Annotated in this window: 4 protein-coding genes; all 4 read left to right on the top strand. The window is 66.2% G+C overall.

What is annotated here, in order from left to right:
- A partial coding sequence (locus tag HCR68_RS13810) for a hypothetical protein (protein ID WP_208320625.1) occupies window positions 1–522 on the top strand: 522 nt, incomplete at its 5' end.
- A gap of 16 nt (window positions 523–538) precedes the next feature.
- Window positions 539–1,258, top strand: a complete 720-nt coding sequence (locus HCR68_RS13815; RefSeq protein WP_167150426.1) for a hypothetical protein — start codon at window positions 539–541, stop codon at window positions 1,256–1,258.
- 698 nt (window positions 1,259–1,956) lie between these two features.
- On the top strand, window positions 1,957–2,244 hold the full coding sequence (locus HCR68_RS13820) for a hypothetical protein (protein ID WP_167150428.1): 288 nt from the start codon (window positions 1,957–1,959) through the stop codon (window positions 2,242–2,244).
- Window positions 2,245–2,534: 290 nt separating this feature from the next.
- The gene (locus HCR68_RS14500; protein WP_279587002.1) at window positions 2,535–3,128 is read left to right on the top strand and encodes a helix-turn-helix domain-containing protein; all 594 of its coding nucleotides are present in this window, start codon (window positions 2,535–2,537) and stop codon (window positions 3,126–3,128) included.
- Window positions 3,129–3,157 lie beyond the last annotated feature (29 nt).

Here is a 3,157-nt window from a genome sequence, read left to right on the forward strand (position 1 = left end):
CCGCGCCGGGTCGGCCAGTGCCTCCAAGGTCATCCTCGTGGCTCGCTCGCGCAGCTCATCGGGGTACTTCTTCTGTCCCATGACAGTGATCCTTCCGTGTCATCACTGCCTCCATCAAACCCGGGGCGATTCAACCGCTTGTTTGAGGCGCCCCCTGGGTGGGTGCCACCTATCGGCACGAATCCTGGTCTGCGGGTGTCGTATGACCCTGCGGAGGGCTTTGGGTTCTGGGCGGACGAGCGCCTTGAGTGTGCCTGGTGCGTGTCGGACTGGATGGTTGACGACGGCTACGAGTTGAGGTCCGTGGATCGCAGCGTGTTTGAGGGAGTGATCCAGCGGCACGGGCACCGTTTAGGGAAAGACGACTGGCTTGAGTCGGTTGCCTTCTGCCTGCTTCCGGTTCAGGAAACCAGTAGTCAGGAAGCCGGGGGTGAGTCCTTCTTCCACGGCTCGATGCGTTTCAAGCCTGGTGAGGGCTTCATGAGAGCTGCTGACGACGTGTTGCGTCCGGAATCTCAGTGAAGGGAGGAGTTCTATCGTGACTACTTTGGATTCCTTGGTGGTTCCTGGGGATGGTGCGCCGGCGACGGGGCCGGAGCTGGAGATCCTGGCGGGTGCTGCTGCGGAGGGGTGGTCGTACTCGCTGGAGGGGCTGCGGGTTAATCGTCGTCGGGCGCTGGCCGGCTTGGAGGCGCTTGAGGGTTTTCGTCAGGAGCGTGCTGGCGCCCGGCCTGCGCCACCGGTGTTGTCCGGGTCGGCTGACCCGAGTCGGCCGCGGCGGGGGCTGGTGGAGTTTGAGCGGCTGCTGCTGGTGGATCTTCAGGACGATGCGGAGCTCGGTTGGCGGCCGGTGGTTGACGAGGTCACAGGGATCTCGTTTAGCGGGTTGTCGTTCTTCGTGCGGTTTGACCGGGTGTTTGAGTGGGTCTCGGGTGCGGAGCCGGCAGGGGCGAGTGATCTGAACGGGCTGCTGCGGGTGTCTTTTGACCATGCTCATGGGCTGCGGTTCTGGCCGGATGAGTGCTTGGACTGCGGCTGGGAGGTGTCGGGCTGGCTGGTCCAGGAGCCAACGGGCTACTGCGTCAGTGCGGCTCGGCCAGTGGAGCGCAGTGTGTTTGAGGGCCTGCTTGAGCGTCATTGGGACCTGCTCATGGAGGACAGGTGTCTTCAGTCGACGGCTTGGGGCTTTACGGATCTGGAAGGCGGTAGCGCCGCCGTGTCGGTGGTGCTGGACGGTACTGGAGGTGATCGGCTGTGACGTCTTGGGTTGAGGACGTGGATGTGTCGACGTCGGCGGGTCTGGCGTCGGCGTTGGATGCTGTGGAGGCGTCGCCGGGGGTGTGGGATTCGCCTTTGGGGCGTCAGGTAGCGAGTGAGATCGTGCGGCTGGTTCCGCTGAAGGTGGGACCGGGGAGAGTCGCGGAGCTGGTGGACTCCGGTACGGCCTCATGGGGTGAGGTGGTGGCGGATTTGGCTGCTTCGGTGGTGGAGATGCTGCTGATGCGTCGGGACCTGCGTGCGGCTGGTAGTGACCTGTGGGCGGTGCTGGTGACTCGTGCGGTGTGGATGGTGCAGGGGCACCAGGAGAGGAATCGCCAGCACGGGCTGAGCGGTGATTCTGCGCATCCTCATCGGATGCGTGAGCGAGTCAGCTGTGTGGGTTTGGACCTTGCTGACCTTGCGGCTGGGACGGGGTTTACGTCTCCTGGCTCGGTGGAGGTCGAACGGCGGCGGGTCTGGGTGAGGGACGAGGATCTTGGGCCCTGCCTGGAGGGGGTGGCTGATGCTCTGGTGTGGGCGTCAGTGCCTGCCTGCGTTGCTCGGGCTGGGACGTGTCGGGTGGCGGAGCTGGCGGCGTCGACGTATGCGCGTGAGCGCCACCGGTCGGCGCGCGAGGACGCTGGTGAGGGGGTTCTGGCGGCTCTGGGGGTCTCGCCGGGTGCTGCGGGGGCGTGGATGAGTCTGGTCGCCGGTAGTCGGCGCGGGGGGCTGGAGTCTGCGCTGGTGTGGTTGCTGCGGGAGCGGATCACTGAGGGCCTGGCCGTCGCTGGCTTGGCCTGGGGTGAGGTGTTGAGTGCTTCTCAGATGCGGTGGCTGCGGACGGTGGTGGCGGGGGTCGTGGTTCAGGCCCCGTCTGCTGCGCCGGCCCCGGCGCGTAGGGCGTCGTCGCACCGCATGATCGGGACCGGTGAGCAGCTGGCGCTGTTCCCGGTGGAGGGGGTGAGTGCCGGGGCGGCCGCGTAGAGAGGGGTTCATGAGACTCGCCCCCGACCGGCGGACCGGGCGAGGGCGAGAACCAAAAAACAACAGCACCCGACCACAAATTTTCGAACCCTTTGGTCGGGGGCCTGGATGGAGTACGCCGAAACGCGCTCCAGATGATGGTTAGAGAGTAGTTGATGGACGCAACTTCCGCAAGGGTAGAACTGGAATCTAAGGTTTCTAATCCAATTAATGCTTTAGATGGTGGGCGGGTTTCCGTTGGCTTCGTGCCGAATTCGTCGGTTCGTAAGTGGCGTCGCCCGTCGACGATGATGGAGCGGTCGCGTCTGCTGGTGGCTGCGAGCGTGCCGGAGGGGTGCGTGCTGGCTCCCAGGGTGTCGGTGTGGTTGGAGGCTGTGCGTGAGGTGGCTGAGGCGCGGGGTCTGCGGGATGCGCAGGTGGAGACCCTGGTGCGTGTGGCTCGGGGCCTGTGTGACTGGGTTGACGGGGCCTCGCGCACGACGCGGGTAGTGAACGCTAGGATCGCGGAGCTAGCGGGCTGTTGCGTGCGGACGGTGCAGCGGTGGCTGAGGCGCTTGGAGCAGTGGGGCCTGCTGGGCCTGGTGGCCGGTGGCCGGTCGGCCAGGTGGGCGCCGCTGGCGCGCTCCCAGGACGCCGACGGGAAGGTGGTGCTGGAGCGCCGCAACGAGGCGGCGGTACGCAGCCTGGTGGTGCCCCAGGAGCTGGCGGCGGACACGCCAGCGCCCGCCTCGACGGGGGCCTCCCAGGCCGCGGTGGGGCGGGGTCCTGTGGACAGTGAGGTGAATCGCCCCGGGTTTGATGGAGGCAGTGATGACACGGAAGGATCACTGTCATGGGACAGAAGAAGTACCCCGATGAGCTGCGCGAGCGAGCCACGAGGATGACCTTGGAGGCACTGGCCGACCCGGCGCGG

The sequence above is a fragment of the Actinomyces sp. ZJ308 genome, assembly GCF_011752065.1.
In the GTDB taxonomy this organism is placed as follows: domain Bacteria; phylum Actinomycetota; class Actinomycetes; order Actinomycetales; family Actinomycetaceae; genus Actinomyces.

Excerpts from the sequence above, each read along its gene's own strand:
- HCR68_RS14500 (WP_279587002.1), top strand. The coding sequence starts at position 2,535 with ATGGAGCGGTCGCGTCTGCTGGTGGCTGCGAGCGTGCCGGAGGGGTGC.
- HCR68_RS13820 (WP_167150428.1), top strand. The coding sequence starts at position 1,957 with ATGAGTCTGGTCGCCGGTAGTCGGCGCGGGGGGCTGGAGTCTGCGCTG.